This window comes from Dyadobacter sp. CY261 (genome assembly GCF_021440085.1).
In the GTDB taxonomy this organism is placed as follows: Bacteria; Bacteroidota; Bacteroidia; order Cytophagales; family Spirosomataceae; genus Dyadobacter.
The window spans coordinates 924,294-946,695 of record NZ_JAKCPW010000001.1 but is presented as its reverse complement, the minus strand read 5'-3'; the positions used below and the strand labels follow the sequence as shown (position 1 = coordinate 946,695).

Genomic DNA, 22,402 nt, shown 5'->3' with positions numbered 1-22,402 from the left:
GAGTTCAAAAAGATCTTAGAAAATAAAAAGGTCGATACAAGTATTTAGTGGCTGCGACCAATCCACTTCGACCCACACATACACGCCGCCGTTATAGGGTGCAATGTTATAAACTCCCATTCGGGCAGACCCGATGAATCGGGATGTTCTTGGATCCGAAGCATATTCGCTGATGGACGCGAATACTGTGGAATACGCGCTAATCCTCGAATTGGGAATATTCAACAATGCACGCCCATGCCCGCGCCAGAGAAAGAAATTCGATGTGCCCGGTCTCGGATAAATGATCCCTGCAAAATTCCCATCGTTGGCATTGATATCCGGGCCACCCGGGATGGCAGTCCCGGTTCTGGTGATACTTGCGGGCAGAAAATAGCACATAATAGAATTCGGGTCCGCTTCGGCAGTTGCATTCAGGGCCGAATTGTTCAGCGGCGTCAACACCTGATCGATGACGGTCTGCCGCGACCATCCCTGCGTGCGCATGAAGTACGCTATGGTTCTTTCACGGTCTAGCTGGTCAATAATATCCTGTCTCATGTGTTCATGAGGGAAACCAAGCGTATGCCCCGTTTCATGGCGTACTACCCTGAAAAATTCGGAATCAGGGGTGCTCATGGAAAAGCCCTCCAAATTCATCGTAGGCCTGTCCGCGGGTATAAGCAATACATCGGTACCTAAATATGACCAATAACCACCCGGGCCCCGGCTAATTCTGACCTCAGGATTGTTGGACGATTCGGTAAACCGCACATTGGCAAAGAGTCCCCACGCATTCATATGCGATAGTATTTTTGCACGTAATGCAGGCTCCGGATTGTCCGTAAACCCTACTTTGAGATTTACCCCGCCCAGTCCCCAATATTTGGTGGTAAGTACGGCCAGGCGGTCCTGAGTGAGCTCATCACCTGGCGATGCCTGGCGATATTGGCTGATAGCAGGCGCATTCAGGGGGTTCCGGCTAACGGCGGTTTCAGCGGCAGACACCCATTGGTCTTCAGGTAAAAGTTTGATGGAACAGGAAATTCCTTCTCCTGAACCTCCTGAACTTGATTCGTCTTTTTTCATATCAATTGTTAATTAAAGGTAGAAACTCACAACTCTGTACGATTGGCCCACCGGCTTCGATTGCAGGAAAGGCCGCTGCGATAACGATTCAAATGTCCCCCATTTCGGAATGAAGCGGTATCGATAATTTTATGGATATTCTGGGCTGGGAATAAAAAAAGCACGCTTGAAGGGGCGTGCTCGCAGAGTTGCGGTATAACCAATGCGGGGTGTTATGAACTTCTCGGCATCATGCGAATGCCCTTGTAGTACAGCATCAGAAGACTGGATTTCAAAAAGTTACCAGCAATCAATACGACATACAAAAAATGGTCATTCTGGTACGGCAATGCCATGTAGTACAAGAAATCCACTACGGCAATGAGCAGATAAATGCTCAATATCCCCAGCACAAACCAGGAGTCCCTTACGGCGAGTATGCTGCGCCCAAGATTCTGGCGGTAGAGCACCGTCAGCGCCCATACCGAGAGCATGAACAGGTATGCATTGTTGACATAACCACCATAGCTGTTGTAGCCTTCCAACCCTTGACGCCAGAACGTGTTTGCGATTTGGAAAACCACAAAAAACACTGAAGCTATTTGGACGAGTCGGGTAATAAAGCCGATATCGATGATCCTGGACAGGAATAATCCCAGCATCACAAACTCGACGGTGATGTAGGGGTAATCCAGGAAAAGGTTGTTGCTCATGAGCGGTGCCGTAATGGCCGCGACCAGCTCTATGAATGAGATTGAAAGCAGGAAACCCAGGAAGTAGCGGTATTTCCCGGTCCAGGCGCGTCGGTTCCGCAGCGCCTGGACCGACAGGAATAGCCAGACCGCTGTGAGCAGCCATCCCGAAAACCGGTACAGAATGAGTTCAGATGACATCGTCGGGTATGTTACGAGCCGGGAGGAGGCGTTTTGGAACCGGGTCCGCCCCCGCCGTCGGAGAAAGACCAGGCACGCCGGCCCAAATGGATAATAAAATCCCAGTCTGGCAAAACGCCGGAGGGCCCCCTGACATCATCTCCCACAACCGGGAAATCGTCAACGGTCAGGGCCATCGTGCCCGGTTCCTTCCCTACCATGAATACCACTCCGGTAGCTTTGGGAAAACGTGTCGCGTTGAATCGGCTGTTGGGGTCGGTATTTTCGTTCGTGACGCCCGCTTGTTGGACCGACACCTTTGATACGCTCATCCGATATTCATTGCCGGGCGGCTTCCCTCTTGTGGCCAGGACTAATTCTGCGTCTTTCAGGGATGGTCGTGCGCCAGGCGGTTCGTCCACCAGTAGTGCACGTTTGCCGGTTAGTGCGGTAGCTAATTGAAGTAGCTGATCAACCGAAAAACGGAGGCCCAAATTCACCCTGCGTGCATTTCGAACGCTTTTCATGCTATTGAAGCGCTTTAATCTGTCGATTGCATTATCTGGTCTTGCCATGTTTTAATTTTTGTTTAGGATTGGATAGAATTGGGTCAATGCTTTCAGGAACTCATCAAGAGGGAGATGTGTGGTCTCTTTGGACCCTTTTGAAAAAATATAATCAAACGATCTGAATGGGTCGAAAACCCGTACCCGGCCGTCCCGCAGCAGAAACACGTATTCCTGGCCAATATCGAAGAACCGGCAGATCAGGGCGGTTCTTGGTTTTTTCTCAAAATATTTAATAAAACCTTTCTCGATGTCGTCGGGTTTTTCCAGGCTATCTACCTCTACCTGTCGGATCGATCGCGCAACGGTCCGTGCGCCGATCGCCTCAAGGTCTATCACATTGCCCAGGTCGTTCCCAAGTACGGGAAGGTATTTTAGGCCGTTCTCAATGGCTGAAATATGGTACTTGTTGCTTTTGGAATTCAGGAAAAATGACGAGTAGTCGCCACCCGATCCTGCGAGGTACATTTTTATGTTCCTGTCAAGCGCCAGAATGTTATTGAAGAAGTGGAATCGGTTATTGATCAGTATGGAAACATTGGTATTTGTCACATTAAACTCGTAATCAAGAATTTGATGAGAGGGAGCTACATGTGTTACTGCCAGGAAATCGCCTGCCATAGTACCGGGCAACCCATTGATATATTTCCGGACTAGCTTTTTCGGGTCTCTGTCTGTAACTGCTGGCTGAATCGTAGCACTTCGGGCCCGAACTGACCTGTGATAAATAATCCCTTTAAACCAGCCTGCGAGTGAAAACTCGGGGTAGGCGAGATAATAGGTACGCCCCTGAAGTACGGGGAAGGGGTCAAAAACTTTGATCCATTGCATTACCTCGGAAGTTGTAAGCTGTTGTTCAAGCGCCTCTTTTAATACGATGTAATGCTGGTCCCCGCCAATCCCCCATGAATAGAGCGTGATGGCCGAAGTTCCAATATTGCTCTGCAGCCGGGCGAACGAGGGCCTGCTGGTGGCGGGCGGGGCAACAGGGTTAGCACCTGGCGCGTTAAGCAAGTCGTCGACGTCGTCGAGCGTCTTGGTATTTCCGATAAACTGGCCTGCGTCTTCGGTTTGCCAGTTGCTGTCGCAGAATAATGGTGGGGTTTGGCCCGGCTGGTCGCGGATATAATCGGCCCTGAGCAGGTCGCATTGCTGCAACTGGCGGTCTGTAAACATTTCGAGGGACGCCGCCCAGCACGACTTACCAAGGACCTGAGGAATGAGGGGAGTACTCATCTGTTTTATGGACTTAGATATGGAGGATTTATACTAATCTCATTTCCAATGCCTTTACTACGGCTTCCGGCGCAGAATTGACATGAAGCTTTTCATAAATGTGGTTTACATGCGTCGCCACGGTGCTGAACGAAATCCCACAGTTCGCTGCGATCATTTTGTAGCTCTGGCCTTTCACCATCCATCCCAGGATTTCCCGTTCCCGATTGGTAAGACCCACGAAAGTCTGCTCAGACTTTACGAACTGATTCTGGAACATGGCAAGTACCCTGCGCGAGATAGCGGGCGACATGTGCGCACCGCCCGCGTACACTTCGCGAATGGCCTGCACATACACTTCCGGATCGGGGCTCTTTACGATATAGCCTGATGCACCCGAACAAATCGCCTGAAATATCTTCTCATCATCCTCAAAGACGGTCTGAATGAGCACCTTCACGCCCGGCATGGCGTTCCGGATATCAATCAGGGCTTCAATTCCGGACTTTTTCGGCATCTGGATGTCCATCAACACCACGTCGGGCTTATGCTTTTTCGCCATGTATACGGCATCCCTGGCATCGGGGAAGCTGTCTATCAGCCAGATATCGTCGGTAGCCGACAGGTAAAGTGCCAACCCCTCCCGCAAGTTCTTATTGTCTTCGAATAGCAATACCTTGATCATCGACGATATCATTAAATGGTGTATCGAAATTCCGGGAATTTCCGCGGATAAAAAATCCCTAATTTTAGGGATGGCAAAGAACTTCCACGCGGGTGCCTTCACCCGGCCGGGAATGCAACAGTAAGTCAAGGCCCGACTCTTCCGCCCGTTTTTTAAGATTGGAAATCCCATTCCCCTCGTATTCAAGACCTGTGTCAAAACCTTTTCCGTTATCTTCTATTTTTAAGAAGAAAGCATCGCTGAGGCGGTTTAATCTGATCGTTACCTGCGTCGCACCGGCATGCTTGACAACATTGTTGACGGCTTCTTTAAATATCAGGTAAATATTCTTGCGCTGTTCCATGCTCAAATGAAGGTCGTCGAAGTCAACTGCCGCCTGAAATTCAAGCTCAATGTCGCTGGCAGCCGTCACCTGGGCAGCGAAAGAGTGCATTTTGTCGATGAGCTTCTGGAGGGAATCGTTTCGCGGGTTGATGGCCCAGACGGTGTCCTGCATCAGCTCTACAGATTCCTTCGAATTACTGATGATCCGGTCCAGGATGGGTAAATTATCGGGGGAAGCATTTTTACGCAGCAGTTCTACAAACAGCGCAATGCTATTGAGATTGGAACCTACTTCATCGTGCAGATCGGACGCGATCTGGTTTCTCAGGTACTGCACTTTGAGTTTCTGACGGAAATTGTACAGGCTGAAAATATAAATCCCGACGCCCGCCACCACCAGCACATAAACGGTAAGCAGCGGAATGAACCACCAGGCGTTCCAAAATGCCGCCTCTTTCCTGATCACGAAGCTACTGGTTTTAAACACCTTTCCATTTGCATCCAACACGCGAAAATGAAGTTCATAGAGCCCCTTTTTGAGCGTCTCATAACGCATTGCGGGATAAATAGCGGGAATCCATTCGGTATCGATCGGTTCCATTCTGAACGCGTAAGAGACGCCCGCCAGAGGGTATTGGGGTAGCTCAAGAAACAGCTCATTGACCGCCTGCCGCACATAAAGAGTATCCGGAAGGTGCTCGTACTGCTCGCCATTGATGCGGCATCCGCTATCTGGCAAAGCACCGGCCGACAGTATCTCGTGACCAGCAAAGAGCAGCAATATACAGCTCAGGCCCAGCATAGTATGGATGGTTAGGAAGGCGAATGGATTCCCTATCAAATTACAAAGATTCACCCGCCGACCACCGCTGTAACCTGATAACTTATTAAGCGGTGCAAACCTTCAATTTGGGCTGAAGGCATTTATCTCACCAATAAAAGTTTTGCCTCCGACAGAGTATAGGTTACTGAATACTCGTTTTAGTTTGATAATGCAATGCTCGCCTATTGAAGCGTGGAACTGACAGACCGCATTAAAATACAATTTGCACTCAATGAACCGGAGAAAATTTCTTGCCTTATCCGCCACAGCTTCCTTGGGCGCCGGGCTTCAAACGGCACGGCAGCCCTCTCCTATCCCGATCATCGACACGCACATTCACCTCTTTGATACAAACCGCTCACAGGGTGTGCCATGGCCTGATAAAACAGATAAAATTCTCTACAAACCTGCGCTTCCTGAACGTTACAAAAGCATTGCTGTACCACTGGGAATCAAGGGCGCGATCGTCGTCGAAGCGAGTTCATGGCTTGAAGATAACCAGTGGGTACTTGACACTGCCGCACAGGATAACATCATCGTCGGGGTGATCGGCAATCTTGAACCGGGCAAAGCAGGCTTCGAAAAGCAGCTTGATCGCTTTCAAATGAGCAAGCTTTTTCGCGGAATCCGGTATGGAAACCTTTGGGGGCATGATATTGCCGCTCGATTGGAGAACCCCGGGTTTGTGTCCGACCTGAAATCCCTCGCACGGGCAAAGCTTGTACTGGACACGGCGAACCCCAACCCTGCACTGCTGGCCGCGGTGGTAAAGCTTACAGACCTTGTACCCGATTTAACGGTTGTAATAGACCACCTGCCCCAAATGCAGGTGCCGGAAGATCGGGCGACCCAAAAAATCTGTGAGACCCACCTGAAAGAGATCGGCCAACGACCGCGCGTATTTGTAAAGATCTCAGAGGTTTTACGCCGGGTCGACGGGCAAATCCCGACGACATTGGATTTCTATCGACCACGATTGGACGTGCTCTACGGAACCTTCGGAGCGGATCGGGTACTCTACGGCAGTGACTGGCCTAATAGCGACCAGTGGCTCCCCGTTGAAGCCGGACTTAACCTGGTCCGTCAGTACTTTCTGGAAAAAGGCCACCCAGTTGCCGAAAAGTACTTTTGGAAGAATTCCGTGGCGGCATATCATTGGCAAAAAAGGGACAGTATGCAGCCTTAGCTTTCCTGGTATGGTCTGTTCCAGACGACACTTTAGGCTAAACTATTTCAATGGAAAAAATCTTTTCCAACTGCTTATGGTTGACCCATTCCGGCGTCGCCTTCATGATCAGATTACGCAGGCCAATCGTAAACCTGTTCCGTGCATGCGCCACTTTGCCGATGCGCCAGCTTGTGTCGACAATGTGGTTGGCTTTTGCCATCCTGATAGATGGATACTTGCGGATCGCATCTTCAAGCGAACATCGTTTCAGCAACTCACCCAGCACATAGGCATCCTCGATTGCCTGGCATGCGCCCTGTCCAAGGTTCGGCGTGGTGGCGTGGGCTGCATCGCCTATCAGGCAGGCACGGCCTGTACTCCATTTCCCCATCGGTTTCAGATCGAAAATCGGGGAGATGATCCATTTCGAAGTGGGTGTAGCTTCAACGAGCTGTGCCGCCAGTGGGTGAAAATCTCGTAAAAAAGGAAGAACATCGGATTTTGCCTCAGCCAGGTCATTATCAATCAGCAGATACCAATACACTTGCCGGTCGTTCAGCGGGACAAAGCCAAACCGTTTTCCTTTTCCCCAGGCCTCGTTTAGCTCATGATGGTAGCGGTCGGGCAGTTCGTAATGGGCCACGCCCCGCCAGCAGTTTTGCCCGGCGTCCCGCAGCTGGCCGTTTTCAAATAAAGCACTTCTCACCCGGGACCGCAGACCGTCCGCGCCTATCAGGTAATTCGTTTGGCTAATGGTGCCGTCCTCGAACGATAGCTGGAAGCCATCTTCCGCTTCACCAACGGTTTTCAGTCGTTTGTTCAAAACAATGTGATCTGCACCAACGGCGTCGACCAAAACCCTATGAAGGTCCGCGCGATGTATCGCAATGTTATGCAAACCCGATTTTTGTTCAAACTTGCGGAGGTCGTTGGTCGATAGGTTACTTAGGTCGGGGCGGGTAAGGTTCATGACCGAGATGCGATTGCCGAGCCCCACTATCTGGTCAGTAATTCCCCATGCTTTAAGCGCCTGCATGGCGTTATGGGCGATAATAATACCGGCGCCGACGGGTTCCAGCCCAGGGGCCCCTTCATAAATGCGGAATGGGATGTGTGCTTTCTGTAATGCCAGGGCTGTGGTCAGCCCACCGATTCCCGCTCCGATAATAGCTACTTCCATGTTTTATTATTGGTTGTTTGTAGCCGCTAAATTCGCTTGCGGGTGGTCAAAAAAACGTTCACTTAAGTTAATTAGTGATCCGCTTACGGATACGGCTCAGCGACTGGGGCGTGATGCCCAGGTAGCTGGAAATGTATTTCAGCGGTATTTTCTGAACAATCTCCGGCATTTTATTCAACAATCTGAAGTAACGCTCCTCCGGTCCGAAGAAAAGCAAGTCCTCGATCCTGCGCTTCGCTTCCAGGAAACAAACGTCGGGGATTGTCCGGCTGAAACGCAGCCAGAAAACGTCACTATCGATCAGATGTTCAAGATCGCGCTTATCAAATAGCAGTACCTCCGTGTCCATCATCGCCTCGACGATAAATCCCGACCGCTCTCCCGTAAGATAACTCTCATAATCCCCGAAGAAATCACCATTCACCTGAAGGAGGAAACTGATCTCTTCCCCGGACTCCATCACGCAATACGTTCGTAGTGCCCCCTCGGCAATGTACCCCAGCTGATTGCAAACCCTGTTTCTTTGAAAAAGGATGTCGCCCCTACGGCAAAGCCTTCGTTGCGATATCTCCAAAAATTCGTCCAACCGCGTCTTTTCCAGTCCCAGCCTTTCCCCCAGATTAATCACCAGCCGTTTCGTTTTCGTGAAAAATTCATTTGCCCGTTGGCACACATTGCAGGCGCACAAATTTGCTACAGTGAAGATAAAGCCAGAATTGAAATGCAAAACCCTAACCCGCAGGTTTTATCAAATATCACGAAGTAAACATGCGCCAAAATTTTTTGCATGATTATTTGGGAAACCAATTGGTTGCATATATATTTGCAACCAATTGGTTTCTTATTGAAAAAAAAGTCAACAACTATGAAACAGAAAATCTTGTTTGTGCTCTCCCTTCTCACGGGGCTGATGTTTATCAATGCGGGGCTGGATAAATTCCTGCACTATATGCCCGTACCGCCGGATTTGCCGGAAAAAATGGTGCAAATGGGGACGGCTATTGCCGAGATCGGGTGGCTGTTGCCGCTGGTAGGGGCCGTGGAAATACTCGGGGGCGTATTGCTGGTAATTCCCAGGACCCGGGCGCTCGGAGCCATCGTGATCTTGCCCGTTCTGACCGGTGTTTTACTGACCAATATCACCGCCGCGCCGTCGGGCTTACCCATTGTCGCCATATTCATCGCGGTGATCGCCTGGGTGATCGTCGATAACTGGGGAAAGTATTTGCCCATCGTATCCAGGTAATACGCCGACGGTAAAGTTATCTTGCACAAATTTTACCCGTGACAATACGATGAGAAGAGACATTTTCCAGGCCATTGCCGACCCGACCAGAAGAGCCATAATCGTGCTGATCGCAGCGCAGGCTATGACGCCGAATGCGATAGCGGAGCATTTCGACACGACGCGCCAGGCGGTGTCCAAGCATTTGAAAGTACTCACCGAATGCGAGTTGGTGCAGCCGCAACACCGGGGCAGGGAGATTTATTATCAGCTCGAGATCGACAAAATGAAAGAGATCGATCACTGGCTGGAACAGTTCCGAAAGATCTGGGAGAGCCGCTTCGAGCAACTCGACAACCTTTTAGAAACCCTTAAAAAACAACAGCAATGAATCACAACCTTCAATTCGATTTCCTAGCAGACAAAGAAAAAAACACATTGACGGTACGGCGTGAATTCCGGGCCGGCCGCCGGCTCGTTTGGGATTGTTATACCAAACCAGAACTCCTTGATCAATGGTTTGCACCCAAGCCACTTACCACCAAGACCAAATCCATGGATTTCCGCGAAGGTGGCCACTGGCACTACGCGATGGTTGAGCCGAATGGCACCGAATACTGGGGCTGGACAGACTATATCAACATCCAACCAATCGATTACTACACCTCAACAGATGCTTTTTCGAACGCAGATGGCGAAATCAACGAAGCCCTGCCCCGCGCCGAATGGGTTGTGACGTTTACTGACAAAGGTGAAAACGCTGTGGTCGAAACGGTGGTAACCTACAAGTCCCTCGAAGACCTGGAAACGACGCTTCAAATGGGCATGGAGGAAGGCATGCTGGCGACCTTGGAAAAACTGGATGAGCTGTTGGTCAGCTTGACTGGCGTGCAGTAGATCTTGCCTATAACTAACGCTTACATTGCCCGGTTTAGGATTATTTATCAAATAAAAAGAGGCTGTCGGGGTACCTGAATGGTCCTGCCCGACAGCCTCTTACTTGACGCGGTAGTGCTTATTTAATAGCGAATGCTTTCACCGTATTGTGGAAGAAAGTCGGAACAAACAGCACTTTCGTTTTAGGATTATATCCAACGTCAGCCGAGTTTATTTTTTGAGGCGACGTATCGCTTTTGAGTTCTGTCGTTCCGTCGGCTTTAACATACCAAACCTTCCCGGCCCACTCAGTAACGATATAGGTCTTTTTTCCTAAGCCTGCGATGCCGTCAATACCACCCGAAACCTTCGCAATGGTGCTGAGCTTCTTGGTTGCCGGATCCAGACTCAGCAGCGTGCCGTCGCCGTTACCGATCAATAATTGATTGTCTTCAAACAAAAGTCCGTTGGTACCTTTCAGCGGGTCTCCTTCCAAAACGAGACTTACTTTCCCGCCATTGATCGCCCAGACTTTACCATGACCGGAATCTGTGATGTATACCACTTTTTTTTGGGTGTCAATCGCAATGTCGTTCAGAAACTTAGCCCCCTCGATCGGGTACCGGTTGAGAATTTTGCCTGTCGCCAGATCTATTTCCGCGACTTGCGTCATTTCGGTAACAAATAATTTATCCCCCAATATGCCCATACCTTTGGTCGAATTGAGGCCTTCTGCAAATTTCAACTTGATAACCTTGCCATCCAGGCCCACTTTCGCAATGTAACTGTTCTTGTTTTCCAAACTTGGGCCACTATTGATACAGGCAACATACAGAACATTTTGACCCGGTTCGAACAAGACACTTTCAGGTGTTTTTAACGTCGTATCGGTTTCCCAAACCGGCGCTAAGTCTATTGTTTGAGCCTGACTGGTAGTTAGTGTGCCCGCTACCAGTCCGGCAAGCATAAAAAGCAAGGATTTTGACATGAGTAAATGTTAATAGTAATAAGCAGGAAATAATACCGGCCCTGCTTTTCCCGGTTATTCTGTTTAAGTGAACGCGCGCCTCCCAATTTAGCAAAGTTGTTCAGGAATAACACTATTTATTAAACCCAGGCCAATGACATACGCCTGGTGTCGACGGTGGCGAGCCCCACTCACTCCTCCGACTCTTCCCGCCGATCGCTCAGTGTTCCTTTATACTTTAAAAATTGATAGTCAAAAGCGCCAGGCCGTGCTACCTACCACTTGAAATGCAGCAACGAAACGCCCTGGCGCGGGAGTTGCATCTCCACGGTTGCATTGCCGTTCTTGGGTTGTATCCATTGCGGCGAGGTGAGAAGTTGCAGTTGGCCTGCCTTTTCCAGTTGCCCGATCTGCTCCGCACTGGGTTGCTTCGGCGAGCCCATGGCTTTCCAGGCTTCGTAGGAATTGCTGTTGTCTTTATCGATCCGGTAGTGGTAAAGCATCATTTTTTGGGCCGGCAGCCCTTGTACCGACACTTTCACAGTCGCATCCGGCGAAGGCACATTGTCGTCGTGATAGTTCCAGACCATCACTGCCGCCGAAGTCGCGCTTTTGGAAGCAATGCCATTGATATCGGCCTCTTTGCGAACGCTCTCGTCTCTTACTCTTTTGAAATCGTAAGCGAGGTTTTGCTTCACTTCCACGCGGTTCCCCTCCATCATGCCAAACATCCTGAACACATTCAATACCGGCTTGTCGACGCCGTTGGTAGCCAGGTCGCGGAAGCCGCGGAACCAGGCCTGATCTTCGAATTCGAAGGACCAGCTCACTGCGCCGAGTAAATTCACGCCCCGGGCCTCCGCCAGCTCATACTTCCTTGCAAACGAAGCCGCGGTGTAGCTCGAATACATCGTACCGTTGCGGTAGGCATTCTGCGGGCTTACGTCCTCCGAGCAGGCCGCACATCCTTCGGGATCTGATTCGCCAATGATGATCGGCAACTTTTTGAGCGCAGGATAAGACGCTACGATCTCGAAACCCTTGTCGAGGTCGCGCAACTGCGTGCCCATGTTCATCTGCACGTGGCCCTCCACGATTTTAGGTGCGCCTTTGGCGTGATAGGTTACAAAATCGATCGGCGTGCCGGTTTTGCCGGTGACATAGTTTTTGCCGCTGGTGACGTGGTCCAGGAACTTTCGCATAAATACTTCCGACTTGTCCCAGGACGGGCCTGTCACTTCCGGGCCGCCTATTTTAGCAGTGGGCAATGCGCGTTTCACGGCGTCGGCGGTGTAGTCGTATAATTTAATGTATTCATCCACAGTGCCTTTCCAGTAGCTGATATTAGGCTCGTTCCATAGCTCCCAGTACCAGCTCTCCACTTCCTTCCGGCCATACCTTGCCACCGAATGTGTTACCCATTGGTACACAAGTTCGCCCCATTTCTTGTAATCGTTTGGCGGATAAGCCCAGCCCAGGTAAATGTCGTTATAATTATCGCCCGGCTTCCAGTGGTGGCGGTAGGGTTCCGGCTTACTTGAGAGCGCCTGAGGCATAAAACCGATCTGCGCGATGGGCTTCATGCCTCTTTCAATGTAAGTATCGAAAATCTTATCGACGATCTTCCAGTCGTACACCGGTTTGCCCTGCGCGTCTTCGGTATAGGCATTGGTAGAGCCCCATTTAAGCGCAGCCTCGCCATCGCCGGTCACAAGCAGGCTGTGCGCCCGCACAAACACGGGTACTTTGCTGAACTGTGAAATTTCCGTCAGGAGCTTTTTGCCATCCTTCATATAGGTATAGTTCGGCTCATCGTACCCGAAAAATGCCCAAATCGGTTGCATAGGAGCTTTTACCTTCGTCAGGTTCACCTCGATCGTGACGGGCTGTGACTGGCTGAATGAAGGGGCCGACAAGGCCGTACACAAGGCCGCATTGAACAGAGCAAGCTTGGTCTTTGTAAAAAACATGAGATATGATTTAAGCAAAAAAATTATTATTGCGGACTCTGTTTAAGTTGAGTGATCCGCATGTCGGAGTTCCTCCTTCGAAAGCACTTTCAGGTCGGGATATATCGATGTCGGCAGCTTATTTGTCTTGCCATAATTTTTCCAATTATTAATATCTGTATATCAATAATTTAAATTGTAAATATCTAGTAATGGCGAGATAAGTTGTCTACCTTACAAGAATGGAAAACAAACATGTGATAGGGTCGGTGGTTTCGTTGCTAACAAGCCCCGGCAAAAGGTTAACTATCAAGAATTACTTGAAGCGCATTTACTATTGTGAAGAAATCGGTGACTACGACCAAAAGTTGTTGGCCTTTTTTGAAAGGGAGCTAATCCCGGTACCTGTAAGATAACTTACACCGCGTTTTACGCTAAAAAACGAGCCATGGCGATATTTGCTATGGCTCGTTTTTTTTACAGTTAATCATTGTTCATCAGCCGACCGGCCCCATCAGGATCCAAATTTCGTTCCTGGCTCGGGCCATCCGCATTTCGGCGCAGCTCACGGGCGGGCCAAGGCACTAAAAAGCACTAACTGTCGGAACCTTCCACCGGTTATGTGACCATAGCCAGTAAGTGGGCGCAAGACTGATACTTTTTTCAAGAAACCGGTAGTAAGCCTTTGTGATGCTCATGGGAATTACCCGGTCTGTATTTTCCATCGATTTGAAGGTGAAATCGTAGCTGAACTGCGCGTTTTTGTGGGATTCAACGTATACCACCGCCGCGTCAGACGATGCTGCCATTCTTTCCCCGCCGGTTTGAACAGCAGTGTCCTGATCCAGAAACGGGATATGAAATTTGTCGTTGCCCGGAGCAGGCCGTTGATCTGCAATAACGACCAGCAGGTTTGGGATCGCAGTCTGTCGCAATAGCGACAATGCCTGCCGGTAAAAACCCTTCTTGGGGATCAGCCTGACACCCAGAAATGACCGCAACCTGATCATCAGCCGGTCTAAGGCCCCGCTTTTAATAGGCGAATAGGCAGTATAGACCTGATAATTGGTGACTTGTGGTAGGTTGATCAGATACTCCCAATTTCCATAATGTGATGCAAAGACGATAACCTGCCTGCGATCTTTATATAATCTTTCCAGTACCTCTGGATTGGTGTAGGTGGCCAGACGCTTTCTTAGCAAAGCCGGTGCCATATAAAATAGAAAAGGTTCGAGCAGCAAATCGCTCATGTGGCGGTAATAAGCATGCATCAACTTGCGGATCTCGCCGGCTGATTTCATCGGGAAAGAACGCGTCAGATTCTTCCGGATAACTGATTTCCGGTATTTCAGGATATACCGGAGCGATACAAAAAGTAAAAAAGAAAGGATTTTTGTAAACCAGAGCAGACTTTCGCTAAAAAGCGTAGCCAGTATCCGGACCGGTAATGCGGCCACCGTTCGCCACGGCCGTCCCATCAATGAATTTTGGTTGGATTTCATAGAAAACACCGTCTAAAACAAAAAAATCCTCCCTGTTCGGGAGGATTTTCTCGCTTACATGTATGGTTGATCAGATAACGTTCACGTTAACTGCATTTAGGCCTTTTCTTCCATTTTCAACTTCATAAGACACACTGTCATTTTCACGGATGTCATCATTGAGACCTGACGTATGTACAAAAACATCATCTCCGCCATGTTCCGGAGCAATGAAACCAAAACCTTTGGCGTCATTAAAAAACTTAACTGTTCCTCTATTCATAACTTTATTTTAAAATATTTACCAAATGTAAAATAAAATTTTGAAAATAAAAAACGAATTAAAAATATTTAGAATAATATTTCATTGCGTACCAAATATCACTACCTTCAACATAGTTGTAAATCTGCCAGTTACGATGATGCAAAACCTGCTCGACATCCATTTAAACCCAGACCTGTTCGGCATTCGTGAGAACTGTTTGGATAAGTTACGCCCTTCACAAATAGAGCGGCTGGACTTTCTCATTCAAAAGCACCCCACCCTGCTTTCCGGGGATTTTTTCCTGCGGTCGACGTCCCGGAATGGCACTGATTTTAATTTCCCTGATCATGAAGATGGAGACAAGGAGGTAATTGCATGGTCGCGTATTTCGGACGGCCGCGAAATTTTGTGCGCCATGAATCTGGCCGAGGAAAATTATGCTATAGTATATGTTACTGTGGACGACGGAATACATCCGGTGGACAGCACCATGAAGTGCTTGTATGCTTCTGACCTGAGTCCGGCCGAATTAAACATTGAGGTAAGGAACGGGAAGTCAATCCGGCTCACAATACCCCCACATGCACTAGTGATCTATTGCTGAATCCTTATCATCAGCTTTCCTTCAATGCGAAACCACGTCGCCATACACCCCCTTACTGCCTGGTAATAACCAAAGGAAAAAACCGACGAGCCCAAGCAGGCCGACATTGCAAACCGTAGCCACGCGGTAGGCCGAAACGAAGTCGGACACATCTGGATGCGGCCCAAGCTGCGTGAAAAAGATTCCGCCTGTCACGCCGATGCCCAGGGCAATGGCGGTTTGCTGAAAAGTCGAAAACGTCCCGGAAGCAGCGCCGGCAAGCCCGACCGGAATGTTTTTCAATGCCACCGCAAGCAATGAGGGCAATACCGACCCACAACCGGTGCCATATATGAAAAGGACGAAATACAGCACATTCCGATTCACCTCCGCGCTTCTGAGAACAGCAATGTGCAACAGCAAAGTGACGATCATGACCAATATGCCTGCCTGCAACACTTTCTTGCCATATACAGGAACCAGGCGCACGGCAGCTAACGATGCCGCGACATAGCCAACACCCTGACAAACAAACAAAATGCCAGTTTCGCCAGAACTGAAACCAAGACCTTCCAGCAGCATGACATTGATCAGAAAGTACGAATCCTGGACCATGAAGTAAAACAGCACGATCGCCATGCCGATATTGAAGTCCCTGAAACCAAACAGCCGCACATCCAGCAATGGCTGACGATCATTGCCCAATTTCAGTTTTTGATCTCTTATAAAAAAAACAAGCAAAACTGCACTGCCCGCCAGCATTCCGAGACACCACCCTGGCCAGCCCAATTCCCGTCCACGTATGAGCGGGTACGTGAGGCACACAAGCGTACCTGTAAGCAATGCAACACCAGCGTGATCGAATGCACCAGCCCGAGTGGGCGCATCGCGCGGCAGAAATAACCATGCAAGCAGGACCGCAACCAGCCCGATTGGCAGGTTGATCAGAAAAATAAGCCGCCAGCTTTCCGGAACAAATTCAATTTCGGGCAGTATTCCACCCAGGAACTGCCCGATGACCGACGCGCTGCCCGCGACGCTGCCATAAATCCCCAATGCCTTCGTCCGCTCGCCACTGCCCGGGAACAGTACCTGAATGTAATTAATGCCCTGCGGGATCATGCAAGCAGCACTTACGCCCTGGAAGAATCGCGCGACGTTTAGTTGCCAGGCCGTTTGTGCCAAACCGCACACGGCCGATATGACCACAAACATGAACGTAGCGACGACAAAGATCCTTTTTTTGCCAAAATAATCGCCTGCCCGGCTACCGGTGACAAGAAAAACCGCATAGCCCAGCAGGTAAAGCACAATGACGAGTTGAATGTCGCTGTCACTGCCGCGAATACCCGCTTTGATGGCCGGAATCGCGACGTTCACGATAAAAATGTCCATGACGGACAAAAACACGGAAATAGAAATAATGGCCAATAGCGACCATTTTGAAATTTGTCTGTTCATTGCGTTGTTGGATGATCTCAGGCCCGAAAGCTTGGATAGGCATTTGTTTTGGGCCAAAAATCAAGCGGACAACACTCGTAATCAAGTAGTTTATAAAACGATACCAGGTATGACAGACCATACTATTAATGTGGATCAATCGATTACAAAAGACGATTTCTCATCTTTTTGGAAAAAAACAATACGATGAACATCGCCCTGGACATTATCGGCGGAAAATGGAAACTAACGCTGCTGAACAAGATACGCGAAGAATGCCCGATGCGCTTTGGTGTATTGCGCCGCAAGCTGCCGCACATTACCCAGGCGACGCTTACAGCCCAACTCAAACAGCTCGAACGCGACGGAATCCTGATCCGCGAGGCTTTTGCGGAGTCGCCGCCCAGGGTCGAATACAAACTGACGGAGATCGGTAAGAGCCTGATTCCCATCATGGACGCACTTTGCGCATGGGGCGAGGATTACCAGCAACGCATCAATGCTTCTTCAACTTGATAATGCTTTTTAGCAAAGAGTCCTTCCTACCGTCGGGCAGCACATTGAATTTGATCCACAGCCGGTTATCGCTTTGGTACACCATTTCTCATTCGTCTATTTTTTGGTGGCTTTGCGGATCTTTAAGGTAAGCGCCTGCAAAGATCGTTCGTAGGACCAGGTATAGGCGTGCTTTTCACCGGGTTTGTCGTCCATCGCAGAGGTCGCCGCACGGGCTCTACGTCGCGCCCATCGCCGCAGGAAATGATGGCGGGCGCCAGGGTAAGCAATAATGCAATGGAAGTCAGGGATGGCCAATGCCCCTATCTACAGCATTAAACCGTTTAATAATATTTCTAATAAAAAATGTAACTACTTTGGTATTATCGATACGTTCTGCGCTTCTACACTTACCAGCCTAATCCTTCATGATCAATGCGACCTCCGGTTATACTTTGTGCGTTTTCAAATTCCAGTGACGCCTACCTCTCACAACTTGAAAAGGAAAAAGAGGCTATTTCGGATGCATTGCGGGAAAGACAGGCCAAAGGACACCTTTTGCTGGACACCGATGGGCGTACCATCAAGAAGTTACGGGACCGTTTGCTCTTGTATCAACCTCAGGTAGAGATCATTCATTATGCAGGGCATGCCAACGGCAGTCAGCTGCTGATGGAAGACGCGACGATTTACGGGGCGGGACTTCTTCAATCGATCCGGTTGCAAAAGAACCTGCAACTCGTTTTTCTGAACGGCTGTTCCACCCAGGAGCAGGTTGACCAGCTTCTCGACGCCGGTGTGCGTGCGGTCATTGCGACAAGCATCGAGATCGGCGACGACACCGCCACGCGATTTGCCGAAGATTTTTACACTAAACTGGCCAAGGGACATTCCATCGACGAGGCTTTCAGGCTGGCGACGGAGGTGGTCACGGCCAAAAACAATGCGTCGGTAAACACTTCGGACAATCCGGGCCGTGGCCTTATGAGTTTGATTAAGCCACCTAATTCGGGTCCGGTCTGGGGGCTTTACCTTCACAAAAACCATCCGGAAGCAGCTGGCCACCGGTTATCGGATAAAAGCTTTTATGAGCTGCACATCAAAAGCCAGATCGACTCGAAGTTCAATACCTCCGAAGATGCCATTCTCGCCGCGCTCTACAATGTACTGATGACATTCAGCGACGAACTCCCGATGTTTGAAGACCTTGAAAAGAAATATGGGGAGCAATGGGATCCCAGAAAATTCGATGTCAGGGAGGTCAAAAACGCGATTATCAATAGCTTGCCCTCTCCTATTGCCGAACAGGTCCGAAAACTGCTGGTTACCGAAGATGAGCCCGTCGCAAGCGAACGGCTGCGGTTTTTGATCAATACCTACACCGTGATGGCCGATCTTCTGCTGTTTATCATGTTTTCCCAACTATGGGAGGCGCTGGTGCAGGGAAAGGTGCCAGTTCTGGAAGATCATTTAAAAGAACATATCAGTGCGTTTTTCCTGCTCAACCATCAGGATAGGCAGGCCTATGACGTTATCCCGCTTGTCAGGCTTATTCACGATAAGCTCAAGGCCCACGACATACCATTGTTCGTCAACGAAATGTCCCATCTGGCCGACCTTATGGACGAAAAGGACAGCGAGTTCTTCGGGGCGTACCTGAATATAACACGCATTAAAAGCAAGTACAGGGACCTGGCCGCCATGGAAGACCTCGACGATCGGGAGAGCCAGCAGGATTGCCAGAAAACGGAGGTCAGCCTGTGTGTCATTTTCAAGGAATTGGGCTTCTGCGCGAGGTATAAATTCGCGACCATTAAAAATATCTATATCAATAAAAAGAAAAACCAACCGGCCGTTTACCAGCATAAAATGGTCAAACTGGATTATGTACTGGTGGGGTTTACCGACAAAATGGAAGACTTCGAAAATTTCACGGATTCTAATTCGGTAGTGATTTATAAAATCGAGAACAAGAACCTTTTTGCATTCAATTTGTACCCGTTTGTGATTGATATGAATGCATTGATCAGCGAAAAGCTTTCCAAAATATATTTCTTCTATAATTATGATAAAGGTGCTACGAATGCCACGTGCACTTATAACTTCATTAAAAATATCAATGAAAAGAAAGACCGCCTGCAAATTCCCGCTTTGCCTAATTTTTTGAGGACGAAGACCGATTTAAAAATATCACAGGAAGAACTGGAAACCATCGGCCCGGATATTCTTCATAGCGTCGAAGGTTTTATTTCCTATTTCAAATCATGACACATTCACCGTTCAAACTGCTGGACTCATTTGAGAAAAATGAACGCAGCGCATTTTTTGAAAGAGAGGATGAGATCAGGACCGTATACAACTATATCCACGAATCCAATATCGTGTTGGTGAACGGTCCGCTTGGAACGGGAAAGTCCAGTATCATCAAATGCGGACTGGCAAACTGTTTCGAAAAAACCGATTGGCTTGAAATATTCGTACGGCGCTACGACGATATCAATATTTCACTGCGAAAAGAAATTAATATTAAAAACAAAAAGGATTTTCCGCTCGATGCCGATATCCTGGACTGTCTTAGATCGCTGTATTTCGATTTTTTTAAACCGGTGTACCTAATCTTCGACCAGTTTGAAGAAATATTCATATTAGGGAATACGGAGGAACAAGAGACTTTTTTTAAGGATCTCAGGAGGTTGCTCGACGCGCGCGATATTCCGTGCAAGGTAATTTTCATCATGCGCGAACGGTACATTGCCCAGCTGCAAAAGTATGAGAGCATTGTGCCGGAGATCTTTGACAAACGAGTGCTGATCGAGCGAATGACCGACAAAGACATTAAAAACGTCATTAACAAATCGTGTGAGCATTTCGACATAGAAACCGACGATGCCACCGTCGATGGGATCGTGAGGAACCTAAAAATCGACGAAAACCTGATAGAACTGCCCCATCTTCAAATTTACCTCGACCGGCTTTGGCATAAGGCCCCCGGCCCTCGCAAAAGTTTCGGGAGCGGGTTATTGGCAGAAGTAGGGAACATTCAGAATGTGCTCAAACAATTTCTGGAAGAAAGAATTGAGAAGACGATCTTGGAAGTCTCCGCGGAATACGAGTCGGTCAACTACAATACCGTGAGGGACGTACTTTATTGCTTTGTCAGCGACGAAGGCACAAAACGTCCGCAAAAAATGGAGGATGTGATTTCGAAAGCTGCGCCGCTGGACATTGCCACTGCGATCGTCAAATCGCTGGCCAATAAAAATATTCTCAGGCTGGACAAATACGGTAAGAACGAGGCGGATAGCATTTATGAAATCGCGCATGATAGTCTTGCCAAAATCATATACGACAAGTTCAGTCTCGAAAATTCGCACATCGCGAGAACGATCAAGACCATTAAAAACGCGTATCTGAAATACGAGCAGTCGAACAGGATTTGGTTTTTAAGGTCGTATCTCGACCGGAATGATTTGAGGGATATCAAGCGTTCGACCAAGGACATCAGAGAAAATGTTGCGCTGAGCAAGCAGCCGACGAAAGAAGAATGGAAATTCGTTGCGGACAGCAAGCGCCGGCTCGCGACTATATATGGGTTGAGCTATGCCGTTGGGGCCGCATTTATTTTGATTGTACTGACTTTTCTGACCGTGTGGGGTTCGGAAAAAAGTACTCGCTACCGGCTCCTGATTAACCTTGCCAAATCAAAAACGCAGCAATACATTCTCTATAAACAGTACGAAGAAAATAGCATATTGCCCGGCCTGTTCGGGGATGCCATGTTTGAGGAAATCAAGAGATATCCCGAACATGAAAACCTGTATTTTGCTTCCATATTTAATGTCGAACCGATCACGGATATGGCCATCGCACATGTGGGCGGGGGCAAAAAGCTGATCATTATTACTGGCCCTAATACGGTAAGCCTGTATAACGAGCGTTTCGGAACACTGGAAAACAGGTACAATCTCGTCAGACGTGGGTGGAACAAAGCCCGTTCGAACCATGGGATCGGTGTGGCAGTTAACAGTCACGACACTACCCTGGTGAGGGTTACATACAACAGTGGCAAGATGCTGATGATGAAAAGGGTCATTGACAGCATCAGCGACGGCGAATCGTTCCGACTAACCTCTGACGGGATTCTGAGCGACAGCACGCAATCGCTCTATGACATCGACAACGAATATAACTATAATTCGCTGAGGAGGTTCCCGCACGACTCTATGATCGCCATTTCGGACAATAAGATGGGAATAAGCCGGCTGTTCTGGACCGGCAACAAGAAGATCGAACCGAGCTCCCGCCTTCTTCCTGAGACAAAGGTGCGCTTCCTGCTGCCACTGGACGCAGAAGATCTTGAACATTTGAGAAGAAATTCGAGTATCAGTGCCAAAGAGGATTTGTGGACTTATCTGGAAAACGAATACCTGACATCAATTGACAGGCTATCCGGCTCCTTCTTTATGTCGGGAAACTCCGGGTCGCTTGCCAACCTTAAAAGCATCCTCGAAGCTTTGGTGAGACAGGTGGAGGGAAGGGACAATTTCGAGCTCTGGATGAAGCTATCGAGAAAAATCAATGCGGATGGCAACCAGGGTTTAACCGACGTTTATCTGGCTGTGCGTGGTAATCTCGAAAGGAAGGTCCAAAAGCTGAGAGAAGACGAGCGGAATACACTTTTTTCCTTTGTGCGCGCGCAATCAAAACGCTATGCGAGCGACGACCATATTCTATTCTTCGAAGACATGCAGGAGAAGCTTCCGAACGATCCGTGCCTGAATCACTACCTGTCGATCGTGTACAACAATGCCTCCTGGTACCGGCTGTTCGATGGGAACTTTAAAAAGTCGATCGAATATGCGAAAAAAGGGACTGCTGTGGCTGTTACGCCCAAATCGCGCCTCGATTACATGTATGTGAACCTGGCGCACGCGTATCTTCTATCCGGTAACATTGCGGAAGCCCGCCGCTACTACCAGCAATATGCTGCTACACGAAACTCCGATGAGGAAAACTGCGCTTATATGGAAGGCACTGGCTATAACCGGGATGCTATGATCGACGACCTGCAAACATTCTCCGGGAAGAAAATCATCCCCGATTCGCTTAAAAATGATGTGGCTTCGATCATCAATATGCTCAATGCCATCGAACTGCCCGATTCGGATGACTGACAGCCATTTTGCCCTCATTGCCAGATGTTTTGGGTATTTACCGTTAAATAAAAGATGAAATCTTCGT

21 protein-coding genes are annotated in these 22,402 nt (G+C 48.8%); 8 read left to right on the top strand and 13 right to left on the bottom strand.

Annotated elements, in window-relative coordinates; translation table 11 throughout:
- Nucleotides 1-15: 15 nt before the first annotated feature.
- From LZD49_RS03890 to LZD49_RS03865, 6 genes are all read right to left on the bottom strand, one after another.
- Nucleotides 16-1,068, bottom strand: coding sequence for a M12 family metallopeptidase (locus LZD49_RS03890; protein WP_234666008.1), 1,053 nt, complete (start codon nucleotides 1,066-1,068; stop codon nucleotides 16-18).
- 212 nt (nucleotides 1,069-1,280) lie between these two features.
- Nucleotides 1,281-1,940 (bottom strand): hypothetical protein, encoded by a 660-nt coding sequence (locus LZD49_RS03885; protein WP_234666007.1) that lies wholly within the window; start codon nucleotides 1,938-1,940, stop codon nucleotides 1,281-1,283.
- Nucleotides 1,941-1,951: 11 nt separating this feature from the next.
- On the bottom strand, nucleotides 1,952-2,494 hold the full coding sequence (locus LZD49_RS03880) for a hypothetical protein (RefSeq protein WP_234666006.1): 543 nt from the start codon (nucleotides 2,492-2,494) through the stop codon (nucleotides 1,952-1,954).
- Nucleotides 2,495-2,497: 3 nt separating this feature from the next.
- Nucleotides 2,498-3,721 carry a hypothetical protein gene (locus tag LZD49_RS03875; RefSeq protein ID WP_234666005.1) on the bottom strand — a complete coding sequence of 408 codons (1,224 nt, stop codon included), beginning with the start codon at nucleotides 3,719-3,721 and terminating at the stop codon, nucleotides 2,498-2,500.
- A 28-nt stretch (nucleotides 3,722-3,749) separates the two neighbouring features.
- A complete protein-coding gene (locus LZD49_RS03870; RefSeq protein WP_234666004.1) occupies nucleotides 3,750-4,385 on the bottom strand; it encodes a response regulator transcription factor in 636 nt (211 codons plus the stop codon).
- 64 nt (nucleotides 4,386-4,449) lie between these two features.
- Nucleotides 4,450-5,511 carry an ATP-binding protein gene (locus tag LZD49_RS03865; protein WP_234666003.1) on the bottom strand — a complete coding sequence of 354 codons (1,062 nt, stop codon included), beginning with the start codon at nucleotides 5,509-5,511 and terminating at the stop codon, nucleotides 4,450-4,452.
- A gap of 253 nt (nucleotides 5,512-5,764) precedes the next feature.
- On the opposite strand from LZD49_RS03865, the gene LZD49_RS03860 reads away from it, so the two are divergent.
- Nucleotides 5,765-6,718, top strand: coding sequence for an amidohydrolase (locus LZD49_RS03860; RefSeq protein WP_234666002.1), 954 nt, complete (start codon nucleotides 5,765-5,767; stop codon nucleotides 6,716-6,718).
- Nucleotides 6,719-6,755: 37 nt separating this feature from the next.
- Here the strand turns inward: LZD49_RS03860 and LZD49_RS03855 are convergent, their stop codons facing one another.
- On the bottom strand, nucleotides 6,756-7,880 hold the full coding sequence (locus LZD49_RS03855) for an FAD-dependent monooxygenase (RefSeq protein ID WP_234666001.1): 1,125 nt from the start codon (nucleotides 7,878-7,880) through the stop codon (nucleotides 6,756-6,758).
- Nucleotides 7,881-7,947: 67 nt separating this feature from the next.
- Nucleotides 7,948-8,508 (bottom strand): Crp/Fnr family transcriptional regulator, encoded by a 561-nt coding sequence (locus LZD49_RS03850; protein WP_234666000.1) that lies wholly within the window; start codon nucleotides 8,506-8,508, stop codon nucleotides 7,948-7,950.
- 237 nt (nucleotides 8,509-8,745) lie between these two features.
- Here LZD49_RS03850 and LZD49_RS03845 point away from each other — a divergent pair, with 237 nt between their 5' ends.
- Genes LZD49_RS03845 through LZD49_RS03835 form a run of 3 tightly spaced genes read left to right on the top strand, consistent with a single transcriptional unit; the run spans nucleotide 8,746 to nucleotide 10,002 of the window.
- Nucleotides 8,746-9,126, top strand: coding sequence for a DoxX family protein (locus tag LZD49_RS03845; RefSeq protein WP_234665999.1), 381 nt, complete (start codon nucleotides 8,746-8,748; stop codon nucleotides 9,124-9,126).
- A 49-nt stretch (nucleotides 9,127-9,175) separates the two neighbouring features.
- Nucleotides 9,176-9,496, top strand: a complete 321-nt coding sequence (locus tag LZD49_RS03840) for a helix-turn-helix transcriptional regulator (RefSeq protein WP_234665998.1) — start codon at nucleotides 9,176-9,178, stop codon at nucleotides 9,494-9,496.
- Complete coding sequence (locus LZD49_RS03835; protein ID WP_234665997.1) at nucleotides 9,493-10,002, top strand: SRPBCC domain-containing protein; 510 nt, start codon at nucleotides 9,493-9,495, stop codon at nucleotides 10,000-10,002. Before LZD49_RS03840 ends, LZD49_RS03835 begins: the two co-directional genes overlap by 4 nt.
- A 118-nt stretch (nucleotides 10,003-10,120) precedes the next feature.
- On the opposite strand, the gene LZD49_RS03830 is transcribed toward LZD49_RS03835, so the two are convergent.
- From LZD49_RS03830 to LZD49_RS03815, 4 genes are all read right to left on the bottom strand, one after another.
- Nucleotides 10,121-10,969, bottom strand: a complete 849-nt coding sequence (locus tag LZD49_RS03830; RefSeq protein ID WP_234665996.1) for a hypothetical protein — start codon at nucleotides 10,967-10,969, stop codon at nucleotides 10,121-10,123.
- A 254-nt stretch (nucleotides 10,970-11,223) separates the two neighbouring features.
- Nucleotides 11,224-12,918 carry a GH39 family glycosyl hydrolase gene (locus LZD49_RS03825; protein WP_234665995.1) on the bottom strand — a complete coding sequence of 565 codons (1,695 nt, stop codon included), beginning with the start codon at nucleotides 12,916-12,918 and terminating at the stop codon, nucleotides 11,224-11,226.
- A gap of 563 nt (nucleotides 12,919-13,481) precedes the next feature.
- A complete protein-coding gene (locus LZD49_RS03820) occupies nucleotides 13,482-14,399 on the bottom strand; it encodes a lysophospholipid acyltransferase family protein (RefSeq protein ID WP_234665994.1) in 918 nt (305 codons plus the stop codon).
- A gap of 70 nt (nucleotides 14,400-14,469) precedes the next feature.
- Nucleotides 14,470-14,661 (bottom strand): cold-shock protein, encoded by a 192-nt coding sequence (locus LZD49_RS03815; RefSeq protein ID WP_234665993.1) that lies wholly within the window; start codon nucleotides 14,659-14,661, stop codon nucleotides 14,470-14,472.
- A gap of 136 nt (nucleotides 14,662-14,797) precedes the next feature.
- Between LZD49_RS03815 and LZD49_RS03810 the strand changes: the two genes are divergently transcribed.
- Nucleotides 14,798-15,247, top strand: a complete 450-nt coding sequence (locus LZD49_RS03810) for a hypothetical protein (RefSeq protein WP_234665992.1) — start codon at nucleotides 14,798-14,800, stop codon at nucleotides 15,245-15,247.
- A gap of 21 nt (nucleotides 15,248-15,268) precedes the next feature.
- Here LZD49_RS03810 and LZD49_RS03805 read toward each other — a convergent pair whose 3' ends face one another.
- A complete protein-coding gene (locus tag LZD49_RS03805) occupies nucleotides 15,269-16,687 on the bottom strand; it encodes an MFS transporter (RefSeq protein ID WP_234665991.1) in 1,419 nt (472 codons plus the stop codon).
- Between the two features lie 186 nt (nucleotides 16,688-16,873).
- Between LZD49_RS03805 and LZD49_RS03800 the strand changes: the two genes are divergently transcribed.
- From LZD49_RS03800 to LZD49_RS03790, 3 genes are all read left to right on the top strand, one after another.
- Nucleotides 16,874-17,182, top strand: a complete 309-nt coding sequence (locus LZD49_RS03800; protein ID WP_234665990.1) for a helix-turn-helix domain-containing protein — start codon at nucleotides 16,874-16,876, stop codon at nucleotides 17,180-17,182.
- Nucleotides 17,183-17,596: 414 nt separating this feature from the next.
- Nucleotides 17,597-19,429, top strand: a complete 1,833-nt coding sequence (locus LZD49_RS03795) for a CHAT domain-containing protein (RefSeq protein ID WP_234665989.1) — start codon at nucleotides 17,597-17,599, stop codon at nucleotides 19,427-19,429.
- Entirely contained in the window at nucleotides 19,426-22,335 is a 2,910-nt protein-coding gene (locus tag LZD49_RS03790; protein WP_234665988.1) for an ATP-binding protein, read from the top strand. The genes LZD49_RS03795 and LZD49_RS03790 overlap by 4 nt, the downstream gene beginning before the upstream one ends.
- Nucleotides 22,336-22,402 lie beyond the last annotated feature (67 nt).